Source organism: Pseudomonas lopnurensis (assembly GCF_015070855.1).
GTDB lineage: Bacteria > Pseudomonadota > Gammaproteobacteria > Pseudomonadales > Pseudomonadaceae > Stutzerimonas > Stutzerimonas lopnurensis.
This window is the reverse complement of sequence record NZ_JADDIX010000007.1, coordinates 54,615-74,712: the sequence shown is the minus strand read 5'-3', so window position 1 is coordinate 74,712 and position 20,098 is coordinate 54,615. Positions and strand designations below refer to the sequence as shown.

General features: G+C 67.8%; 18 protein-coding genes. 12 read left to right on the top strand and 6 right to left on the bottom strand.

The annotated features are described in order from the left end of the window. Positions 1–5 precede the first annotated feature (5 nt). Positions 6–284: a hypothetical protein gene (locus tag IN820_RS00750; protein WP_193679135.1), complete on the top strand. Its 279-nt coding sequence runs from the start codon at positions 6–8 to the stop codon at positions 282–284. Between the two features lie 188 nt (positions 285–472). Here the strand turns inward: IN820_RS00750 and IN820_RS00745 are convergent, their stop codons facing one another. Next, a complete protein-coding gene (locus tag IN820_RS00745; RefSeq protein WP_193679134.1) occupies positions 473–3,163 on the bottom strand; it encodes a cation-transporting P-type ATPase in 2,691 nt (896 codons plus the stop codon). A gap of 167 nt (positions 3,164–3,330) precedes the next feature. Between IN820_RS00745 and IN820_RS00740 the strand changes: the two genes are divergently transcribed. From IN820_RS00740 to IN820_RS00725, 4 genes are all read left to right on the top strand, one after another. Then, positions 3,331–4,248 (top strand): AAA family ATPase, encoded by a 918-nt coding sequence (locus IN820_RS00740; protein ID WP_193679133.1) that lies wholly within the window; start codon positions 3,331–3,333, stop codon positions 4,246–4,248. A gap of 34 nt (positions 4,249–4,282) precedes the next feature. Further along, positions 4,283–5,245, top strand: a complete 963-nt coding sequence (locus IN820_RS00735; protein WP_193679132.1) for a DUF58 domain-containing protein — start codon at positions 4,283–4,285, stop codon at positions 5,243–5,245. After that, positions 5,242–7,242 (top strand): transglutaminase TgpA family protein, encoded by a 2,001-nt coding sequence (locus tag IN820_RS00730; protein ID WP_193679131.1) that lies wholly within the window; start codon positions 5,242–5,244, stop codon positions 7,240–7,242. Before IN820_RS00735 ends, IN820_RS00730 begins: the two co-directional genes overlap by 4 nt. Before the next feature lie 125 nt (positions 7,243–7,367). Next, positions 7,368–8,165 (top strand): acyl-CoA thioesterase, encoded by a 798-nt coding sequence (locus IN820_RS00725; protein ID WP_193679130.1) that lies wholly within the window; start codon positions 7,368–7,370, stop codon positions 8,163–8,165. Between the two features lie 63 nt (positions 8,166–8,228). Here IN820_RS00725 and IN820_RS00720 read toward each other — a convergent pair whose 3' ends face one another. The 5 genes from IN820_RS00720 to IN820_RS00700 form a co-directional block, all read right to left on the bottom strand. Then, complete coding sequence (locus IN820_RS00720; RefSeq protein WP_102893661.1) at positions 8,229–9,524, bottom strand: TRAP transporter large permease; 1,296 nt, start codon at positions 9,522–9,524, stop codon at positions 8,229–8,231. After that, entirely contained in the window at positions 9,514–9,990 is a 477-nt protein-coding gene (locus IN820_RS00715; RefSeq protein ID WP_102893662.1) for a TRAP transporter small permease, read from the bottom strand. Before IN820_RS00715 ends, IN820_RS00720 begins: the two co-directional genes overlap by 11 nt. Positions 9,991–10,036: 46 nt before the next feature. Beyond that, the gene (locus IN820_RS00710; protein WP_102893663.1) at positions 10,037–11,032 is read right to left on the bottom strand and encodes a DctP family TRAP transporter solute-binding subunit; all 996 of its coding nucleotides are present in this window, start codon (positions 11,030–11,032) and stop codon (positions 10,037–10,039) included. A 328-nt stretch (positions 11,033–11,360) separates the two neighbouring features. Further along, positions 11,361–11,786, bottom strand: a complete 426-nt coding sequence (locus IN820_RS00705) for a DUF2141 domain-containing protein (protein ID WP_193679129.1) — start codon at positions 11,784–11,786, stop codon at positions 11,361–11,363. A 63-nt stretch (positions 11,787–11,849) separates the two neighbouring features. After that, on the bottom strand, positions 11,850–12,398 hold the full coding sequence (locus IN820_RS00700) for a rhodanese-like domain-containing protein (RefSeq protein ID WP_193679128.1): 549 nt from the start codon (positions 12,396–12,398) through the stop codon (positions 11,850–11,852). Between the two features lie 276 nt (positions 12,399–12,674). On the opposite strand from IN820_RS00700, the gene IN820_RS00695 reads away from it, so the two are divergent. The 7 genes from IN820_RS00695 to IN820_RS00665 all read left to right on the top strand — a co-directional run bounded on the left by IN820_RS00695 (position 12,675) and on the right by IN820_RS00665 (position 20,032). Further along, positions 12,675–13,130 (top strand): ATPase, encoded by a 456-nt coding sequence (locus tag IN820_RS00695; protein ID WP_193679127.1) that lies wholly within the window; start codon positions 12,675–12,677, stop codon positions 13,128–13,130. A gap of 97 nt (positions 13,131–13,227) precedes the next feature. Then, positions 13,228–13,665, top strand: a complete 438-nt coding sequence (locus IN820_RS00690; RefSeq protein ID WP_193679126.1) for a YqaA family protein — start codon at positions 13,228–13,230, stop codon at positions 13,663–13,665. 16 nt (positions 13,666–13,681) lie between these two features. After that, entirely contained in the window at positions 13,682–14,758 is a 1,077-nt protein-coding gene (locus IN820_RS00685) for an AraC family transcriptional regulator (protein WP_193679125.1), read from the top strand. Positions 14,759–15,001: 243 nt separating this feature from the next. Further along, positions 15,002–15,769, top strand: coding sequence for an SDR family NAD(P)-dependent oxidoreductase (locus IN820_RS00680; protein WP_193679124.1), 768 nt, complete (start codon positions 15,002–15,004; stop codon positions 15,767–15,769). A gap of 11 nt (positions 15,770–15,780) precedes the next feature. Further along, a complete protein-coding gene (locus IN820_RS00675; RefSeq protein WP_102893666.1) occupies positions 15,781–16,965 on the top strand; it encodes an acetyl-CoA C-acyltransferase in 1,185 nt (394 codons plus the stop codon). Between the two features lie 10 nt (positions 16,966–16,975). After that, positions 16,976–18,115 carry an acyl-CoA dehydrogenase gene (locus tag IN820_RS00670; RefSeq protein ID WP_193679123.1) on the top strand — a complete coding sequence of 380 codons (1,140 nt, stop codon included), beginning with the start codon at positions 16,976–16,978 and terminating at the stop codon, positions 18,113–18,115. Positions 18,116–18,412: 297 nt separating this feature from the next. Next, positions 18,413–20,032, top strand: coding sequence for a long-chain fatty acid--CoA ligase (locus IN820_RS00665; protein ID WP_193679235.1), 1,620 nt, complete (start codon positions 18,413–18,415; stop codon positions 20,030–20,032). Positions 20,033–20,098: the final 66 nt, after the last annotated feature.

Sequence of the window (20,098 nt, the reverse complement as noted above, 5' to 3'; positions counted from 1 at the left end):
ATGCGATGAAGACCTGGCTATCCTTGCCCTTGCTGGCCCTGCTGCTGGCCGGTTGCGCCGGCAAGACCGCTTACCGTGACAGCTGTGCCGCGGAACTGGATGCGGCGTGGAAGGAGCAGAGCCTGGCGGAAGCCGAAGGCTTCGCCGGCACCGTGAGTTATTCCAAGGCGTTGGCCCTGCTCACCGGCGCCAAGACCCAGCAGCAGTTCGAGGCGTTCCGGGGCTGCACGCAGAAGGCGCAGAAGGCGCGCTTCTATCTGCGCGAGTCGCGGGCCGGGCGCTAGACGTCGCGGTTTTTTGGCCTCTGGCAGGCCAGCGGCCTGCACGAGGGCGCGCCTCCCACAGGGTTCGGGTGCACCGCCTGCTTTTGTTGGAGGCCGCGCCCGTTCCCGCCGTGTTTGCGGCATTCACCACATCCCTGTGGATTGCCCGCCTTCGGGGCGATGCTTTTCGGGCTTCAAGCTTCAAGCTCTCAGAGCAGCCAGCCGGCCCGTCGGCGCAGCCATTTTTCCAGCTCGACCACGGCCAGCAATACGCCAGCGGCCAGTAGGCAGATGCCCCAGGCCGAGAGGTCCAGCGTTTCGGTCGCGAACAGCCGCTGCAGGGGCGGCCACTGGGTGAAAGCCAGCTGCAGCAGCGCCAGCAATGCGACCATGCCCCAGACCATCGGGTTGTCGCGCAGGCCGAAGCGCGCCGGCGCATTGATCTGCCGGCTACTGAACAGATAGGCGATCTCGCAGGCCACCAGGGCGTTCACCGCCAGCGTGCGGCTGGCGTCCAGGCTCCAGCCCAGTTGCTGTGCATGGAGGAAGACGCCCATGCAGGCGGCGGTCATCAATACGGCGACCAGCAGCACCCGCCACAGCAACTGCAGGCTGAGCAGCGGTGCGCGCGGATCGCGGGGCGGCCGCCGCATCAGGTCGGCCTCGCCCGGCTCGAAGGCGAGGGCCAGCGCCAGGGTGACCGCGGTGATCATGTTCACCCAGAGGATCTGCAACGGCGTGATCGGCAGGGTCAGCCCCAGGGCGATGGCCACCAGCAGGACCAGGGCTTCCCCGCCGTTGGTGGGCAGGATGAAGAGGATCGATTTCTTCAGGTTGTCATAGACCGTGCGGCCTTCTTCCACGGCATGGGCGATGGTGGCGAAGTTGTCGTCGGCCAGGACCATCTGTGCCGCTTCCTTGGCCACCTCGGTGCCCTTGATGCCCATGGCCACGCCGATGTCGGCGCGCTTGAGCGCCGGCGCATCGTTGACGCCGTCGCCGGTCATGGCCACGCGCGCGCCGCAGGCCTGCAGGCGCTGCACCAGGCGCAGCTTGTGCGCCGGGCTGGTACGGGCGAACACGGTGGTGTCGCTCAGGCGTGCATCGAGCTGCTCATCGCTGAGATGATCCAGTTCGGCGCCGGTGAGCGGCGCCTGGCTTCCGAGACCGAGCCGGGTCGCGATGGCCGCGGCGGTGGCGGCGTGGTCGCCGGTGATCATCTTCACCGCGATGCCGGCGCGGTGGCATTCGGCAATGGCCTCGATGGCTTCCTCGCGCGGCGGATCGAGCATGCCGACCAGGCCCAGCAGCACGAAGTCGCCTTCGAGGTCCTGGTAATTCAGCTCGTGTTGTGGCGTGCCGAGGGGACGCATCGCCAGTCCGAGCATGCGCAGGCCCTGGCTGGCGCCCTCGGCCAGAACCCCGTGCCAGTGGGCCGGGTCCAGCGGCTCGGCGCAGCCAGCGGCCAACTGCCGGTTGCACACTTCCAGCAGCCGCTCCGGCGCGCCGACCAGGTAGATGAATCCATGGCCGGCATGGTCATGGTGCAGGCTGGCCATGCAGCGGCGTTCGGAACTGAACGGGATGCTGTCGACGCGCGGGACATGCGCATGCTCGTGGTCGGCCTGCAGGCCGAGCTTGCCGGCCAGGGTGAGCAGGGCGGCTTCGGTCGGGTCGCCGGTGATGCGCCAGTGCTGGCCGTCGCTCAGCAGGCTGGCGCTGTTGCAGAGCAGGCCGGCGCGAGCCAGTGAGCGAAGGTCGTCCGCCTCCCGGGGTTCGCAGAGCCGACCGTCATCGCCGCGGACCCGGCCCTGCGGCGCATAGCCGACGCCCTCGACCCAGTAGTGCCGGGTGGTGGTGAACACCTGCTGGACGGTCATTTCGTTGCGGGTCAGGGTGCCGGTCTTGTCGGAGCAGATCACCGTCACCGCACCGAGGCTCTCCACCGCCGGCAGGCGGCGGATGATCGCCTGGCGCCGCGCCATGCGCTGCACGCCCAGGGCAAGGGTGATGGTCAGGACGGCAGGCAGCCCTTCGGGAATGGCCGCGACGGCCAGGCCGACCGCCGCCAGCAGCATCTCGTCGCTCGAATAGCCGCGCAGGGTGACGCCGAAGGCATAGGTGCCCAGAGCCAGGGCGAGGATGACGAAGGTCAGCACCTTGGCGAAGCGCGCCATGTCGGCGAGCAGCGGCGTCTGCAGGCTGACGACTTCACCGAGCATGTGGCTGATTCGCCCCAGTTCGGTCTGGCCCGCGGTGGCCACGACCACGCCATAGCCGCTGCCGGCGCTGACCAGGGTGCCGGAGTAGGCCATGCTGCGCCGGTCGCCGAGGCTGGCATCGCTGGCCACCGGCTCCACCTGCTTGTCGCTGGGCAGCGATTCGCCGGTCAGCGCCGCCTCTTCGATGCGCAGATCGCGGCATTCCAGCAGGCGCAGGTCGGCGGGCACCCGGTCGCCGGCTTCCAGCAACACCATGTCGCCTGGCACCAGTTGCTCGGCGGGCACGCTGGTGGTTTGCCCGGCGCGGCGTACCTTGCTGTCGAGCGTCAGCATCTTCTGGATGGCCCGCATGGCCTGCTCCGCCTTGCCCTCCTGGATGAACCCGACGATGGCGTTGATCACCACCACGGCGAAGATCACGGCACTGTCGAGCCATTCGCCCAGGGCGAGGGTGACCAGACCCGCCAGGATCAGCACGTAGATCAGCAGGTTGTGAAACTGCAGCACGAAGCGTTTCAACGGGCCGTTGCCACGCCGTCGCGGCAGGCGATTGGGGCCGAAGGCGCGCAGGCGCCGCTGCGCTTCCTCGGCATTCAAGCCATTGGGCGAGGCGTCCAGATGCTGCAGGGTCTGCTCGGTGGGTTGCGCATGCCAGGCGTGTGGAACGGGTGTGGACATCGGATCCTCCTGACGACTCGGCAGACGTCAAGCCTAAGCGGTCGCGCGCAGCCGGGCATAGCGCTGGATCAAGGCCCGGGTCACAAACTCGTCACCAGGCGTTTCCCGTGCTTTGCCTGGCTGCCGATGGCCAGTAGCATCGGGGCGGACAAACAGAGGAGAGTTGCATGCGCACCCGATTGGATGCCTGTCTGCGAGCGGTCAATGAAGTATTGCTCGGCAAGGATGCCCAGGTGCGGCTGGCCCTGGCCTGTCTGTTGGCCCGTGGCCACCTGCTGGTCGAGGATATGCCGGGGATGGGCAAGACCACCCTGAGCCACGCCCTGGCCAAGGTGCTGGGGCTGGAATTCCAGCGCATCCAGTTCACCTCCGACCTGTTGCCCGGCGACATCCTCGGGACCTCGGTGTTCGACAGGGACAGCGGGCAGTTCGTCTTTCACCCGGGGCCGATCTTCGCCGAACTGATCCTGGCCGACGAGATCAACCGCGCCACCCCGAAGAGCCAGAGCGCGCTGCTCGAGGCGATGGAGGAAGGGCAGGTCACCATCGAGGGCGCCACCCGGCCGCTGCCCGAGCCGTTCTTCGTCATCGCCACGCAGAATCCGGTGAGCTCCGGCGGCACCTTCGCCCTGCCGGAATCGCAGCTGGACCGCTTCCTGATGCGCGTCTCGCTGGGTTATCCGGCCCGGGCGGCGGAAAAGGCCCTGTTGCTCGGCGAGGCCCGGCGCGACCTGCTGACCCGGCTGCAGCCGCTGCTCGAACAGGCCGAGCTGCTGGCGATCCAGGATGCGGTCGCCCGCGTGCGGGTCAGCGACGCGCTGGTCGACTACGTGCTGCGGCTGGCCGAAGCCACGCGTACCCAGCCGCAGTTCGCCTGGGGCCTGTCGCCACGCGGCAGCCTCGCGCTGCTGGCGGCGGCGCGCGCCTGGGCGTTTCTCGACGGGCGCGATTACGTGATCCCCGAGGACGTCCAGGCCGTGCTGCCGACGGTGGTCGGCCACCGCCTGCGCGAGCGCGCCGATGCCACCGGTCACGGCGGCGGTGCCCTGGTGCAATGGCTGCTGCGCGAGGTGCCGGCGCTCTGATGGCGGCGATTTCCCATACGCGCGAGCGACGTTCATGAGGCTGCTGCCGCGCTTTCGCGAGCGCTGGCTGCTGCGGCGGATTCCGCCGGCCTCCAGCGTGCGCCTCGATCAGCGGCGCATCTTCATCATGCCCACCGCCGTCGGCCTGGCCTTTTTCGTGGCGCTGCTGCTGATGCTGCTCACCGCGATCAACTATCAGAACAGCCTGGCCTATGGGCTGACCTTCCTGCTCGGTTCGGTCTATCTGGTCACCATCCTGCATACCTGGCGCAACCTCGCCGGGCTGGTGCTGCAGGCCGGCGGCGCCAGCGCGGCCTTCGTCGGCGAGCAGGCGCGTCTGCGTGTGCGCCTGGAAAGCCGCGGCCGCGCCTATCAGGCGGTCGCGCTGGGTTGGCCGGCGAGCGGCCTGCGCCTGCTGGATGTGCCGCCAGGTGGCACGGTGGAAATCGAGTTGAGCCTGCCGACCCAGCGCCGCGGCTGGCTGCGGCCCGGCCGGGTGCGGGTGGAGAGTCGTTTCCCGCTGGGGCTGCTGGTGGCCTGGAGCTGGATCGATCTGGAACTGGCGGCGCTGGTCTACCCGCGCCCGCTGGCCGGCGAGCGGCCGCAGCAGGGCGGCGCGCCGGACAGCGAGGAGGAGGGACTGCTGGCGCGTGCCGGAGGCGTCGACGATTACCAGGGGCTCGAACCCTGGCAGCCGGGCGATTCGCGCCGGCGCCTGCACTGGAAAGCCTATTCCCGCGGCCAGGGGCTGCTGGTCAAGCAGTTCGCCAGCCTGCTCGGCAGCGATCCTGTGCTGGATTTCGACGCTGTGCCAGGCGATACGGAGCAACGTCTGTCGTTGCTCTGCCATTGGGTGGTGCAACTGAGCGACCGCCAACAGCCTTTCGCGCTGCGCCTGCCCGCCGCAATGATCGGCCCGGACAGCGGCCAGGCGCATCTTGACGCCTGCCTGCGCGCGCTGGCCCTGCATGACCTGAACCTGGAGGGCGCGCGATGAGCGCGAAGCCGGGCATCCCGCGCAACAGCCTGATCTGGCTGCTGGTGGCGCAGGTGCTGGTGATCCTGCCGCACCTCGCGCACCTGCCGCTGTGGATCATCGGCCTCTGGCTGGGCTGCGCCGCCTGGCGGGTGCAGATCTTCCGCATGCGCGCACGCTACCCCAACAGCTGGCTGAAGGCGGCGCTGATGATCGGTGCCGGCTTCGGCGTCTACCTCTCGCGCGGCAGCCTGGTCGGGCTGGAAGCCGGCGTGGTACTGCTGATCGCGGCATTCATCCTGAAACTGGTGGAGATGCGCAGCCGCCGGGATGCGCTGGTGCTGATCTTCCTCGGCTTCTTCGCCGTGGTGACCAGCTACCTGTTCGAAGACGGCCTGCTGGCCGGTCTGTACAGCCTGCTGCCGGTCACGGCCCTGCTTGCCGCCATGATCGGCCTGCAGCAGAGCAGCCTGGTGACGCGGCCGTGGCCGACCGTGCGCCTGGCCGGTGCGTTGTTGCTGCAGGCCGTGCCGCTGATGCTGGTGCTGTTCCTGTTCTTCCCGCGGCTGGCGCCGCTGTGGTCGCTGCCGCAGCCGAGCGAGCGTGGCGTGACCGGCCTGGCCGATCATATGGCGCCGGGGGACATCGCCCGCCTGGGGCAGTCCGCGGCGCTGGCGTTCCGTGCCAGCTTCGATGGCGAAATCCCGCCGCGCGACCAGCTCTACTGGCGCGCGGTGACCTTCGAGCGTTTCGATGGCCGGCGCTGGTCGCAGTCCTTCGCCTCGCAGGTGCCGCAGGAGCCGGAGTGGGAGCCGGCCGGCGAGCCACTCGGCTACAGCATCGTCATGCAGCCCAGCGGCCAGCCCTGGCTGTTCGCACTGGACGTGCCGCGCCTGGAGCCGGGGCAGGCGCAGATGATGGCCGATTTCCACCTGCAGCGGCGCCAACCGGTGAACCAGCCGTTGCTCTACCGGGCGACCTCCTGGCCGCAGGCGCGACGCGAGGCCGGCAGTGCGCCGCGGAGCCTGGAGCGCGCCCTGCAGTTGCCGGAGCAGGGCAACCCGCGCAGCCGCGCCTGGGCCGCGCAGCTGCGGCGTAGCGCGCGGACGCCGCAGGCGGTGGTGGATGCGCTGCTGGTGCACTTCAATCGCCAGCCCTATCGCTACACCCTCACGCCGCCGCCGGTGGGCACGCATATCGTCGACGATTTCCTGTTCGACACCCGCAGCGGCTTCTGCGCGCACTATGCCGGCGCGATGACCTTCGTTCTGCGCGCCGCCGGCATTCCGGCGCGCGTGGTGGCCGGCTACCAGGGTGGCGAGGTGAATCCGGCGGGCAACTACCTGTCGGTGCGCCAGTTCGATGCCCACGCCTGGGTCGAATACTGGGTGGCCGGGCGCGGCTGGGTCAGTGTCGACCCGACCTTCCAGGTCGCCCCCGAGCGCGTCGAGCAGGGCCTGGAGCAGGCCCTGGCAAGCGAGCAGAGCTTCCTGGCCGAGGAGCCGATGTCGCTGCTGCGCTATCGCGACATCGGCTGGCTGAACGAATGGCGGCTGCGCTGGGACAGCCTCAATTACGGCTGGCAGCGCTGGGTGCTCAACTATCGGGGCGAGCAGCAGCTGCAGGTGCTGCAACGCTGGTTCGGCAGGCTCGACGGCCAGGCGCTCGGGCTTGGCCTGGTGGCGGCCGTGGCGCTGCTGGTCGGTGTGCTCGCCTTGCTGCTGTTCAAGCCCTGGCGGCGCGAGAGCGACGTGCAGCAGCGGCTGTTCCAGCGCTTCGAGCGGCTGCTGGCCCGGCATGGCGTGTGGCGGCAGGCGGGCGAGGGCGCGCGCAGCTTCGCCGCGCGTGCGGCGAGCATGCTGCCCGGCCAGGCGGCGGCGATCGTCGAATTCGTGCGGCTCTACGAGCAGCAGCGCTATGCGCAGCAGCCGGCGGCGGCAGACGAGCTTGCGCGGGCCTTGCGCCGGCTGCGGCGGGCACTGCCCTGGCGTTTCGCGCAGCCTGGCGAGCGTTCATGAGCGTGGCCAGCCATTTCCAGCCTGGATGATCCGGCATTTCATCCAGCACCTTGCGCATGTCGCACTCGCCTGCCCGCCGGCATGCCTTTAACATCGCTCGGCATAACAATCGACAGGAGGTGGCCATGACCCTTTCCGAGTTGCTCCAGGCCGTGCGTGACAACCCGCGTGACATCGTCGTCCCGGCCAGCTGGGGCCAGGGCCGGGCCGGCTTCGGCGGCCTGGTCGCCGCGCTGGTCTACGAGAGCATGCGCGCCAAGGTGCCGGAGGGCCGGCCGCTGCGCTCGCTGGCGATCACCTTCGTCGGGCCGCTGGCGCTCGACACCCCGGCGAGCTTCGAGGCCCAAGTGCTGCGCGAGGGCAAGGCGGTGAGCCAGATGCTCGGCCGCGCGGTGCAGGACGGGCAGGTGGTCACCATCGTCCAGGGCAGCTTCGGCGCCCCCCGCGCTTCGGCCATCGCCGTCGCGGCCGAAGCGGCGCCGGCGATGCCGCCGGTCGAGGCCTGTCAGGAACTGCCCTACGTACCGGGCGCCACGCCGGAATTCACCCGCTACCTGGCGATGCGCTGGGGCATTGGCGGGTTGCCTTTCTCGGGCAATACCTCCCGCGAGATGGGCGGCTGGGTGCGCCAGCGCGGCGACGTGCCGCGCGAGCCGATGACCGAGGCGCACCTGCTGGCGCTGGTCGATGCCTGGCCGCCGGCGGTGCTCTCGCATCTGCTGGGCTTCGCCCCAGGCAGTTCGCTGACCTGGACCGTCGAGTTCATCCAGCCGTTGCCGGCCGTGGACAGCCATGACTGGTGCATGTATCGCGCGCTGATCGAGCATGCCCGCGACGGTTATGGACACTGTGCCGCGGCACTGTGGACGCCTGCCGGCGAACTGGTGGCGCTGAGCCGGCAGACGGTGACGGTGTTCGGCTAGCGCTCTGGCGAAGGTGTTGCTGGTGCGCCCGACAGCGCGTTCGCACCAGCCTCTGGCCAGCGGTTACACCGCGTAACCGAGCACCCTCGGCAGCCACAGCGCGATCTCGGGAAAGATCGCCACCAGCAGCAGGGCGCTGCCCATGACCAGGACGAACAGCAGCGCCCAGCCCACCGTCTGTTCCAGGCGGATCTTCGCGACTTCCGCGGTGACCATCAGGTTGATCGCGACCGGCGGGGTGAACTGGCCGATGGCGATGTTCATCGCCAGGAGAATGCCGAACCACACCGGGTTCCAGCCGAAGTGCTGCATCACCGGAATCAGGATCGGCATCAGGATCAGGTAGATGGAGATCGCATCCAGCAGCATGCCGGCCAGCAACACCGCGATCATCACCAGGATCAGCAGCACCGTGCCGTTGTCCGACAGCGAGATGAGCCATTCGGCCAGATGGCGAAAGGTGCCGAGCATGGTCCCGGCCCAGGCGAAAATGCCCGCCAGGGCGATGATCAGCATGACCACGCCGGAAATCACCGCCGCCTCGCCACAGAGCCGCCAGAGGTTGCGCCAGTCCAGTTCGCGGGTGACGAACAGGCCGATCAGCACGCCGTAGGTCACGCCGGCCACGGCGGCTTCGGTCGGGGTGAACAGGCCGCTGCGCAGGCCGCCGAGGATCAGCACCGGCGCGAACAGCGCGGGCAGCGCCTGGCGGAAGCTCTCGCCCAGCGGGGGCCGCTCGGCACCTTCCGGGTTTTCCCAGCCGTAGCGCCGGGCCAGCAGCCAGGCCGGCACCAGCAGCACCAGCCCGGCGATGATGCCGGGAAAAAGCCCGGCGGCGAACAGCGCGCGCAGATCCACCCCCGGGACCACGATGGAATAGAGGATCAGCGCGATCGAAGGCGGAATCAGAATGGCGGTGGACGCCGAGGCGGCGATCAGCGTCGCCGAGAAGGGCTTCGGATAGCCGGCGCGGGTCATGCTCGGCAGCATCACCATGGCCACCGCCGCGGCATCCGCCGGGCCCGAGCCGCTCATCCCGCCCATGATCAGGCAGACCAGGATGGCGACCATCGCCAGGCCACCGTGGCGTGGGCCGATCAGGGCCTGGGCGAAGCGCACCAGGCGCAGCGCCACGCCGGACTTCTCGAACACCAGGCCGGTGAGGATGAACAGCGGAATGGCGATCAGCGGGTACTTGGCGACGCCGTTGTAGGTGTTGGTGCCGAGGGTGGCGAGCATGTCCGGCGAGAGCCCGGCGAGGATGCCGATGGCCCCGGACAGCGCCAGGGAAAAGGCCACCGGCACGCCGATCAGCAGCAACAGCAGGAAGCTGGCGAGCATCCACAGATCAGGGCTCATCGGCGAGCCTCCCGCGCAGGCGGTCGAGGGTCATCTGCGTCAGCCGCACCAGGATGCAGAGCGCCAGCAGCGGCAGCCAGACCACGTACCACCAGTTCGGCAGGCCGAGCCCGGGGGACTCCGAATCCCACTGGTATTCCTCCAGGGCGAACTGGCCGCCGAACCAGACCACCAGGCCCAGCACCGCGACGCCGGCGAGCCATTGCAGAAGAATCAGCGGCACACGCAGGCGCGGAAACAGCCGCTCGATGAAGCCGATGCGGATGTGACGGTTGCTGCGCATCGCCACCGAAGCGCCGGCGAAGGTCAGGATGACCAGCAAAAACACCGAGAGCTCTTCGGTGAAGGCGAAGGAAGCATTGGTGAAATAGCGCACCACCACGTTGGCCAGGCTGATCAAGGCAATGATCACCAGCGCCAGGGTGGCCAGCACGCGCTCGAGGCGCGCGTCCTGTCGATTGTTCATGGGTTTCCTCGAATCCCGACGGCGAGCGCCGCCGGGGTAGAACGGTTTACTCGGCGATGGCGGTGCGAGCGGCTTCCACCAGCTCGGTGCCGATCTTCGGCGTCCACTTCTCATGCACGCTGCGGGTCGCCTCGACGAAGGCCTGATGTTGCTCGGCCGTCAGCTCGACGACCTCGACGCCGCGCTCGCGGATGTCGGCCAGGCGCTGGGCCTCGCCGCTGCGCGACAGCTCGATCTCCCATTGTCCGGCATCGATGGCCGCCTGGCGCAGCAGCTCGCGGTCGGCTTCGGGCAGCTGCTTCCAGACCCGCTGGTTGACGGCGAAGATCAGCGGGTCGGCCATGTAGTGCCAGAGGGTCAGGTACTTCTGCCCGACCTGATCGACGCGCGCCACGTCGAATACCGAAATCGGATTTTCCTGGCCATCCACCGCGCCGGTGGTCAGCGCCGGCTTGGCGTCGGCCCAGCTCATCTGCGTCGGGTTGGCGCCCAGCGCGCTGAAGGTGTCCTGGAACAGCGGCGAGCCGACCACGCGAATCTTCAGGCCCGCGAGATCCGCCGGCGTGGTTACCGGCTTGGCGGAGTTGGAAATTTCCCGGAAGCCGTTCTCGGCCCAGGCCAGCGGGACGATGCCGCGTTTCTCGATGGCGGCGAAGGCCATCTGGCCGGCCTCGCCCTGGGTGATGGCATCCAGGTCCCGGTTGTCGCTCATCAGGAAGGGCAGGGAGAACAGATTGAGCTCCGGCACCTGCGGCGACCAGTTGATGGTCGAGCCGACGGCCATGTCGATCAGCCCGGAGCGCATGGCGGAGAATTCCTTGGTCTGGTCACCCGCGACCAGTTGCGCGTTGGGGTAGACGCGCAGGGTGATCTCGCCCTTGGAGCGCTCGTTGACCAGGTCGGCCCACTTCTGGGCGGCCTGGCCCCAGGGGAAGGCGTCGGAGAGCACGGTGGATACCGAATATTCGCGGGCGGAGGCGGTAAAAGCGGCAGACAGGGCGGCAGCGGCGGCCAGCGCGGTGAGGCAGCGGGTCAGTTTCATGGGGCGTCCTTGTTCGGATCGGTCTTTTTTGATTTGCGTCGGCGAACGCCGGGCACTGCGGGACAGCGACCGGCAACAGCGATGGCGGGATGAGGCCACCGGGGACGCGCGGATGGCGCGAAGGACGCGGCTGGCTGCGGAAGGGTAAATGCAGCGAGACTCGCAAGGCGTCACGGTAGCCGCACGCCTTGTGGGCGAACGGCGGGTTCGGGCAACTATCGCAGAAGCCGCTGGCGAGCGCCATGACCGGGGGCGAGGACGTACCGACGGGCTTGGCCGGCGCAGCAGGTCCGCCCGGAAATGGCGGCGGCGTGCTGCGCAACCGCCTTCAGTAGCGAACGTCGATGCTGATCGCGGTGGTACCGCCGCCCACGTTGAATGCGCTGTCCTTGAATGCCGGCGGGCCCATCACTTCGGGATTGTTCGACAGGCCGTAGCCTTCGATGGGGAACATGCCGAAGCGCCGGTCCAACTGACCGTTGGCGTTCTCGTCGTGATAGGCCATGACGGCGTATTCGCCCGGCTCCAGCCCGCTGAACGCCACCTCGACCGTACCGACTGTAGCCGCCGCCTGCTGCACCGCAAGGGCCTTGGCTTCCTTGCGGAAGGTGTCCGGTTGCCGGTAGAGGCCGACCCGCACCGTTCCGCGCTCATGCTGGATGCCGACCAGGGCGATCTTCAGGCTCTGCGTGTCCGCCAGGCTGCTGCCCGCGGTGGCGAGCCCGAGCAGTAGAACCAGAAAATATCGTGTCATTCGATCCTCCGTACTTCATCGACCGTTGCGGTGCGCCGATCGCACCAGGCGCAGCATACGGTTTCACCGGCGATCGGTGCGGTAGATCTTTTCCGGATTCATTTTCGGGCTCCACGGCAGGCCGGAGTTCTGCCAACCGTTGTGCAGGCGGAAACCGGCCTGCGGCCCTTCGCCGATGGCCGAGCCCTGGAAGCCATGGACCACGTAGCGGGCGTTGGGGAAGCCGTTCTCGCGCAGGAAGTCCGCGCTCGGTTTGCCGCGTTCGCTGCCCGAGCGGCACAGGGTGATGATCTCGGTGTCGGGGCCCAGCCCGCGCTTGTCCAGTTCGGCCTGGATCTGCGCGATGAAATCCGGATTGCGGCTGGTCTGGAAAGCTCCGCGTTCCTCGTTCCAGGTGTTGCGGTCGACCAGCAAGTAGGGGACGTTGACGTCCACCACGTCGGTGAAGCCGACGAACATGATTTCCACCGGGTCGCGTACGTCGACGAAGAGCACCGGCGCATCTTCCTGCTGGGCTCGGGTGTAGGCGTCCTGTGGGGAAATCTCGAGCTCGACCGCCTGGGCGGCGAACGCCAGCAGGCTGAGCGAGGCAATGATCAGTAAAGGCTTCATCGAGGTACTCCAGGGGTTGGCATCGGTTGGCTGGTCGGCAGTCTCGAGCGCTGATCGTATACCGGTAGGGGTATGTTTCCAAGCCGAAACCCTGTTCGGTCATCATCGGTAATGATCTGTAGCAAGGTTGCCGTCGGTAATGACTTGCAGGGTGATTCGCTGAGCTAGTCTTTCCTGACCACGGTCATGGAAAATCGTGTAACGAGCATTCAGGCTCGGGTCGCCGGCGGCAGGCAACGCGCTGCCTTTTCACTGTGACATGAGGGAGACTTGGCGATGAAGATCGAGCGATTCGAAGACCTGGTCGACTGGACGCGCGATACCCACAACCTGCTTGCCAGGTGCATGGCCCGCTGTTCCGACAAGCATGAGGAAACACGCGCCAAATGGCTGCTGGTGTACCTCGCCGATCACGAGCGCGCGTTGGCCGAAACCATCGACAAGGTCGAGAAGCATGCCGACCCCAAGGCGCTGCACACCTGGATCTACGACTATCTGGTGCGCAACCCCGTACTGCGCGGCCAGGCCTGCAAGGCGTACGACACCATGAGCGTCGAGGAGATCTCGCTGGATATCTTCACCATCCACAACCAGGTCATCGATCTCTATCGCTCCCTGGCGCGTCGCGCCGAAATCGATGGCGCCCGTGACCTGGCCGAGGACCTGCTGCATCTGGAAGAGCACGAGACCATGCGCCTGGCCCAGCAGGTCAATCGCATACACGAGATGTAGCGGCGCAAGCGCCCGTAGCGTTGGGGAGTGCGGGCGCACAGCGATCGTTTCGAGCATACTGCCTCGCCAAAGCCGGATGGCGATCAAGAGGCGGTGGATGTTCGAGCTTTCCGGTTATCTCGGCCTTTTCCTGGCAGCCTTCGGTGCTGCCACGTTGTTACCCATGCAGTCCGAGGCGGTGCTGGCCGGCCTGCTGCTGTCCGAGCGCTACGTGGTATGGGCGCTGGTCGCGGTGGCCAGCGCGGGCAATGTGCTGGGGTCGCTGGCGAACTGGCTGCTCGGCCGCTACGTCGAGCATTTTCGCCACAAGCGCTGGTTTCCGGTCAACGAGCGGCAACTGGCGAAGGCGCAACAGCGCTATCACCGCTACGGGCGCTGGACGCTGCTGCTCAGTTGGGTGCCGATCATCGGCGATCCGCTGACGCTGGTCGCCGGCGTCATGCGCGAGCCGCTGTGGAGTTTCGTGCTCATCGTTGCGTTGGCCAAGACGGCGCGCTACCTGCTGGTGATGGGCTTGACCCTCGGCTGGATGTGAGGCGAGAGTCTGCCGCATGGATATCGAATCTTCATCCCCGCCGGGCAGGCATGAAACTACCGCTACGGCCGCCAGCACCGCCAAGGACAGCATCTCCGTGCGACTGGTGGAAGAGGCGCTGCTGGGCTTCGTCCGGCCCGATCTGTCGGCCGCGCAGTTGCTGGACGAAATCGGCCTCGACGCCACCTGCCTGCAGGATCCGGACGGCCGCATGGATGTCGGCGACTACACCCGGCTCTGGCTGCGCCTGGCCCGGCGCTTCGACGACGAATTCTTCGGCATGGACCCGCACCGCCTGCGCTCGGGCAGCTTCGTCTTCCTCAGCCGCAGCTGCATCCAGCAGCCGACGCTGGAAAAGGCGCTGGTGCAGGCGCTGAGCTTCCTCGGCCTGGCGCTGGAGAATTTTCGCGGCAAGCTGATCCGCAGCCAGAGCCTGGCCGAGGTGGTGCTGCGCGAGCGTACCGCCGAACCCGGCCGCGCCTTCTGCTACTTCACCTTCTGGATGCTGCTGCACGGCCTGGCCTGCTGGCTGGTCGGGCGGCGCATTCCGCTGCTCGCCGTCGAGCTGCGCTGCGCCGAACCGGCGTACACCGACGACTACCGCGTGATGTTCTCCGACAACCTGCGCTTCGCCCGGCCCTCGACACGGATCATCTTCGCCGCCGAGGTGCTCGACCTGCCGATCCGCCGCAGCGAGAGCGAGCTGCGCAGCTTTCTCGCCGAGGCGCCGGCCAACATCCTGGTGCGCTATCGCGATACCAGCAGCCTGGCCAGCCGCATCAAGCAGCACCTGCGCAGCCTGCCGGCCGAGCGCTGGCCGGACAGCGAGACGCTGGCGCAGGAACTCTGCATGTCCGCCTCGACCCTGCGCCGTCGGCTGGCGGAGGCGGCGCAGCCGTACCAGACCATCAAGGATGCGTTGCGCCAGGAAATGGCCACCGAATGGCTGGCCGATGCCTCGGTCAGCTACGGCGAGATCGCCGAGCGACTGGGCTTCGCCGATGTCAGCTCGTTCTACAAGGCATTCCGCAAGTGGACCGGGATCAACCCGGGCCACTACCGCAACCTGATTCTCGCGCCGGCGCGCGGCTGATTTCTCGACAGCACATTGGTGGGCTGAAGCCCACCCTACGCGTTCTTTCGCCGAACACTCGTAGGGTGGGCTTCAGCCCACCGGCATGGGGCCGCGCGTACGTCTCCACATCGATGTAATTGCCTTTTGCCATTGGCCAAAACGGTCAGGCAGGTTGAATAGATCGACCATTGCCGCACCCGTGTCGCTGTCTAAAGATGGTCCCGGCTTCGCACCGAATAACAACAAGCACGGGAGAGAGCCATGCAGATTCGCGACAACGTGTTCCTCATCACCGGCGGCGCCTCCGGGCTTGGAGCCGCGGCCGCCGAAGCGCTGGTGGAGGCGGGTGGCAAGGTGTTGCTCGTCGATCTCGACGAAGCCGCCGCCATCGCCCGGGCCGAAGCGCTCGGCGCCAATGCCTTCGGCGTGCAGGCCGATATCCGCGATGAAGAAGCTGCGCGCCGTGCCGTGACGGTGGCCCGCGAGCGCTTCGGCGCCCTGCACGGGCTGGTCAACTGCGCCGGCGTCGCCGGTGGCGAGAAGATTCTCGGTCGCCACGGGCCGCACGGGCTGGACAGCTTCAGCCGCATCGTCGGCATCAACCTGATCGGCAGCTTCAACATGCTGCGCCTGGCCGCCGAGGCCATGGCCGAGAACACCCCGGGCGAGAACGGCGAACGTGGCGTGATCGTCAATACCGCTTCGATCGCCGCTTTCGACGGGCAGATCGGCCAGGCCGCCTATGCCGCCTCCAAGGGCGGCGTGGTCAGCATGACGCTGCCCGCCGCGCGCGAACTGGCGCGCTTCGGCATTCGGGTGATGACCATCGCGCCCGGCGTGTTCGAGACCCCGATGATGGCCGGCATGACCGAGGAGATCCGCGCTTCGCTCGCCGCCGACGTGCCGTTCCCGCCACGCCTGGGGCACCCGGCCGAATATGCCGCGATGGTCCGCCACATTTTCGAGAACGGCATGCTCAACGGCGAGGTGATCCGCCTCGACGGCGCCTTGCGCATGGCCGCCAAGTGAAGGAAGCGAAGATGAAAGATGATCCCATCGTAATCGTCAGCAGCGCCCGCACGCCCATGGGCGGATTCCAGGGCGATCTCAAAGGCCTGAGCGCGCCCGAACTGGGCGCCGCCGCGATCCGCGCAGCGGTCGAGCGCAGTGGTTTGCCGCCGGAAAACGTCCAGGAGGTGCTGATGGGCTGCGTGCTGCCCGCCGGCCTCGGCCAGGCGCCTGCACGCCAGGCGGCGCTGGGCGCGGGGCTGACCCGGGCCACCACCTGCACCACGCTGAACAAGATGTGCGGCTCCGGCATGCAGGCGGCGATCCTCGCCCACGACCTGCTGCGCGCCGGCAGCGCCGACATCGTCGTCGCCGGCGGCATGGAAAGCATGTCCAATGCACCCTATCTGCTGGACAGGGCGCGGGCCGGTTACCGCATGGGCCATGGCCGCGTGCTGGATCACATGTTCCTCGACGGCCTCGAGGATGCCTTCGACAAGGGTCGGCTGATGGGCACCTTCGCCGAGGATTGCGCCCAGAGCCACGGTTTCAGCCGCGAAGAGCAGGACGCCTACGCGCTGGAATCCCTGCATCGTGCCCGATCGGCCATCGCCAGCGGTGCCTTCGCCGAGGAAATCGTCGTGCTGCAAACCCCCCAGGGCAAACAGCAGCGTCTGATCCGTGACGATGAACAGCCGCCCAAGGCGCTGCCGGAGAAAATCCCCAGCCTCAAGCCGGCGTTCCGCGAGGGCGGCAGCGTCACCGCCGCCAACTCCAGCTCGATTTCCGATGGCGCCGCGGCGCTGCTGCTGATGCGCCGCTCCGAAGCCGAGCGCTGGGGCCTGCAGCCGCAGGCGCTGATCCGTGGCCATGCGGCCTTCGCCGACGCGCCGAACCTGTTCCCGACCGCCCCCATCGGCGCGATCCGCAAACTGCTGGAGCGCACCGGCTGGGGCATCGGCGAGGTCGACCTGTTCGAGATCAACGAGGCTTTCGCCGTGGTCGCCATGGCCAGCATGCGTGAGCTCGGGCTGGACCATGCCAGGGTCAACGTCAACGGCGGCGCCTGTGCGCTGGGCCATCCGATCGGCGCTTCCGGTGCGCGCATCCTGGTGACCCTGCTCTCGGCGTTGCGTGCCCGCGGGCTGCGACGCGGGGTGGCGGCCATCTGCATCGGCGGCGGGGAAGCCACCGCCATGGCCGTCGAACTGCTCTGAGGAGGCGCCCATGCTGCCCAATGAAGATCAACGCGCGATCGCCGAGATGGCGCGGCAGTTCGCCCGCGAGCGGCTCAAGCCCTTCGCCGAGCGGTGGGACCGCGAGCACCGCTATCCGGCCGAGGCGATCGGCGAGATGGCCGCGCTCGGCTTCTTCGGCATGCTGGTGCCGGAGCAGTGGGGCGGCAGCGACACCGGCTACCTGGCCTATGCCATGGCGCTGGAGGAGATCGCCGCGGGCGATGGCGCCTGCTCGACCATCATGAGCGTGCACAACTCGGTGGGCTGCGTGCCGATCCTGCGCTTCGGCAACGACCAGCAGAAGCGCGACTTCCTCACCCCGCTGGCGCGCGGCGAGCAGATCGGCGCCTTCGCCCTGACCGAGCCGCAGGCCGGCTCGGATGCCAGCAGCCTGCGCACCCGCGCCCGGCGCGAGGGCGACCATTACATCCTCGACGGTGCCAAGCAGTTCATCACCTCCGGCAAGCACGCCGGCACGGTGATCGTCTTCGCGGTGACCGATCCGGATGCCGGCAAGCGCGGCATCAGCGCCTTCATCGTGCCCACCGACAGCCCCGGCTACCAGGTGGTGCGGGTCGAGGACAAGCTCGGCCAGCATGCCTCCGATACCTGCCAGATCGCCTTCGAAGGCCTGCGCGTACCGCTCGCCAACCGCCTCGGCGAGGAGGGCGAGGGCTACCGGATCGCCCTGGCCAACCTCGAGGGCGGGCGCATCGGCATCGCCGCGCAGGCGGTCGGCATGGCCCGTGCCGCGTTCGAGGCGGCGCGCGACTATGCCAACGAACGCGAAACCTTCGGCAAGCCGATCATCGAGCACCAGGCGGTGGCCTTCCGCCTGGCCGACATGGCGACCCGGATCGCCGTGGCGCGGCAGATGGTGCACCACGCCGCCGCCCTGCGCGAAGCCGGCCGGCCGGCGCTGGTGGAGGCCTCGATGGCCAAGCTGTTCGCTTCGGAGATGGCCGAGCAGGTCTGCTCGGCGGCGATCCAGACCCTCGGCGGCTATGGTTATCTGGCCGATTTCCCGGTGGAGCGCATCTACCGCGACGTGCGGGTCTGCCAGATCTACGAAGGCACCAGCGACATCCAGCGCCTGGTGATCGCGCGCAATCTCGGAGGGCCGCACTGACTGATGCCGATCCGATAAAGCTTTTTAGCCACTCGGTGGCTATGGCACAGGGCGCTTTTGCAGGAGCCAGCTTGCTGGCGATCGGCGGTTCATCCGCATCGCCCCGACACAGGCCGACATTTCACGGCAACAAACGCTTAACCGGCTCGTATTAGCCGGACTGACCCCACCGCATGCGTGCCGTAGCGAGGGGAGCGACAACCGTAACCAGTGAAACGATGCCGGTAGAACGCGTTTCCTCGACCGGCGCTTCGAAAATAAAAACAAGACGAGGTAGGAAACATGCAACCAGGTCTGATGCAGAATGCCCCCCTGTTGATCAGCAGCATTCTCGTACATGCGGTGCGCGCCCATGGCGACCGCGAAATCGTCTCGCGGCTCGTCGACGAGCCGATGTGGCGCTACGACTATTCGGGCCTCGCCACGCGCGCGGCGCAGGCCGCCTCGATGCTGCGAAAGCTCGGCATCGGTCCCGGCGACTGCGTGTCGTCGCTGGCCTGGAATACCCATCGCCACTACGAACTGTTCTTCGCCGTACCGGGCATCGGCGCCGTGCTGCACACCGCCAACCCGCGGCTGTCCGACGAGCAGATCGTCTACACCCTCAACCATGCCGGCAGCCAGGTGCTGCTGTTCGACAGCAGCTTCGCCGACTGCGTCGCAAGGCTGCGGCCGCGGCTGGGCAATATCCGTCATTTCATCGAACTCGCCGTTCAGCCGACTTCCTCGCTCGCCGACGTGCAGGGCTATGAAGGCCTGATCGCCGCCGAGCAGCCGCTGGACTGGCCGCAATTCGACGAGAACGCTGGCGCCGTGCTCTGTTATACCTCCGGCACCACGGGCGATCCGAAAGGCGTGCTCTACAGCCACCGTTCGGTGGTGCTGCACGCCATGGCGGCGGGGCTTTCCAGCGCCTTCGGGCTGTCCGCCTTCGACTGCATCATGCCGTGCTCGTCGCTCTACCACGGCACCGCCTGGGGCCTGCCGTTCGCCGCGGCGATCAACGGCTGCAAGTTCGTCCTGCCGTGCGACAAGATGGACGGGCCGAGCCTGCAGCAACTCATCCAGACCGAGGGCGTGACGCTTTCCGGCGGCGTGCCGACCATCTGGACCCTGTACCTCGCCCATCTGGAGCGCAGTGGCGAGGATTCCGGCACCCTGCAGCGGCTGGTGATCGGCGGTTCCGCCGTGCCGCGCGCGATGGCCGAGACCTTCCAGACCCAATACGGCGTCGCGGTCTGCCAGCTCTGGGGCATGACCGAGACCAGCCCGCTGGGCGTGGTGGCGACGCCGACGCCGAAGCTCGCCGAGCGCGGCCAGCAAGCCACCAACGACACCATCTGGACGCGCCAGGGGCGCCTGCAATTCGGCATCGAGCTGAAGGTGGTCGACGAGCAGGGTCGCGAGCTGCCGTGCGATGGCATGAGTTCCGGCCGCCTCAAGGTGCGCGGGCCCTGGACGGTCGAGCGCTACTACCGCAGCGAAGCCAGTGCGCTGGACGAGGACGGCTGGTTCGACACCGGCGACATCGCCACCCTGGATGCCGACGGTTTCATGCGCATCACCGACCGCAGCAAGGACGTGATCAAATCCGGCGGCGAGTGGGTCAGCTCCATCGACATCGAGAACGTCGCCGCCGCCTGTCCGGGAGTGAAAGTGGCGGCGGTGGTCGGTGTGTTCCATCCGAAATGGGAAGAGCGCCCGGTGCTGGTGATCGAGCCGCACGGCGATGCCGAGGTCAGCGTGGAGAAGATCCTCGCCCACCTGGAGCCGAACATCGTCAAGTGGTGGATGCCCGATGCGGTGATCTTCGACGCGGTGCCGCTGACCGCCACCGGCAAGATCGACAAGAAGGTGCTGCGCGAGCGCTACCGCAACCACCTGGTCGAGAGCCAGGCGAACGCAGTTAACCAGTAAGGCCTGGCTGCGAGTAATGCCGTTCGAATAAAGCGTCAGACATTGCATCTCCCCTCTCCCGCAAGG